Here is a 1,380-nt window from a genome sequence, read left to right as displayed (position 1 = left end):
CTCAAGTTCGCGCCCGGCCTGCATCTCAGCAACGATCGACAGCATGTCATCCAGCCGCTTGTTGTCGACAACCTCCGCTCGATGCACAGACCGTAATTTGTCGAAAGTTCTGTAGGGCAGGGAAAAGCTCTGATGCATGATCTCCAGCCTGCCATCCGGGTAATCACAGACGACGACCTTCTGCCCGACCAGTGGCCGCGAGATCTCGGTCGGATCGAGAATGAACAGCACCTTGTCGTAACGTAGCGTCAGAGACTGCGACAGTGTTCGGACTTCCTTGCGGCACATGGCGCCGTCGAGGTTCTCATGGTCAGCGAGTGGTCGATGCATGTCCTTCGGATTGCGCGGCAACTTGCCAAAACGCTTGTTGAAGTCTTCAATGAACTCAGGTGCATAGGCATTGGCCGCATCGATTGTGCTGATGCCCCGCAGCCGCATCTCTTTCACCAGGCGATCCTGCAGCGTCTGATTAGCCCGCTCGACCCGGCCTTTAGCCTGAGGCGTGTTGGCGCAGATGATGTCGATGTTCAGTTCATAAAGCGCACGACCGAATTGTGTCAGACCGCTCGTCCTGTCCGTCTTTGAAGCATTCGTCGACCGGAAAACCCCATGCTTGTCGCTGTAGAAAGCAAGCGGCTTACCCCATTGCTGCAGATAGGCCTTCGTTGCATGGAGATAGTCAAACGTGTTCTCCGACCCAGCAAATCGCAGATGTAGAAGCTTTCCTGTAGCGTCATCGATATAGACGAGGAGGGCGCATTTGGGGCCGCGGCTCTCAAACCACCAGTGATGCGATCCGTCGATCTGCACCAACTCACCAAAGCAATCCCGCCGGCCGCGAGGCTGAAATACACGCTTCTTGCGTTCCCGGCGAGAAACCCAGATGCCGGCCTCGGTCATCCATTGCCGCAGTGTCTCCTTGGATACCGAGATCCGATGAAGCTCGATCAGCTTCTCGCGCGCCAGCGTCGGACCGAAATCCAGATAGCGTTCACGGATCAGGTCCAGTGCCGCATTGCGGAAATCTTCGCTATGGCGCCGGTTACTCGGTCGAGATCGCTTCTTCGACACAATACCGGCTGGACCATGGAGGTCGTAGGCCTGCAGCAGCCGATGCACCTGACTTCGACTCAGGTCGAGCAACTCGGCTGCCTGAACAACGCTGAGCCGCTCATCACGGATCTTTTGAATGACTTCGAAGCGATGCAATTCTTTCTGCGACATGGTGATCAACAAGGACATGACGACTCCGACCGCTCATGGTCTCGACCAAGCTCGAAGTCGGCATCCTTGCTCCCGACGTTGGCATTGACCAGTGCATCAAGAGGCGAGACTGTCGCATCTCTAACTGGCCCAACTGTCGCATTACTAAATAGCTCC

General features: G+C 56.2%; 1 protein-coding gene. It reads right to left on the bottom strand.

The features are described 5' to 3' along the window. Positions 1 to 1,242, bottom strand: a 1,242-nt coding sequence (locus PDO_RS15060; RefSeq protein WP_007603397.1) for an ISNCY family transposase, incomplete at its 3' end; no start/stop codon positions are given. Positions 1,243 to 1,380 lie beyond the last annotated feature (138 nt).

The organism is Rhizobium sp. PDO1-076, assembly GCF_000247475.1.
Classification (GTDB): Bacteria; Pseudomonadota; Alphaproteobacteria; order Rhizobiales; family Rhizobiaceae; genus Allorhizobium.
The sequence above is the reverse complement of the archived record's forward strand: the minus strand, read 5'-3'. Positions and strand labels throughout refer to the sequence as shown.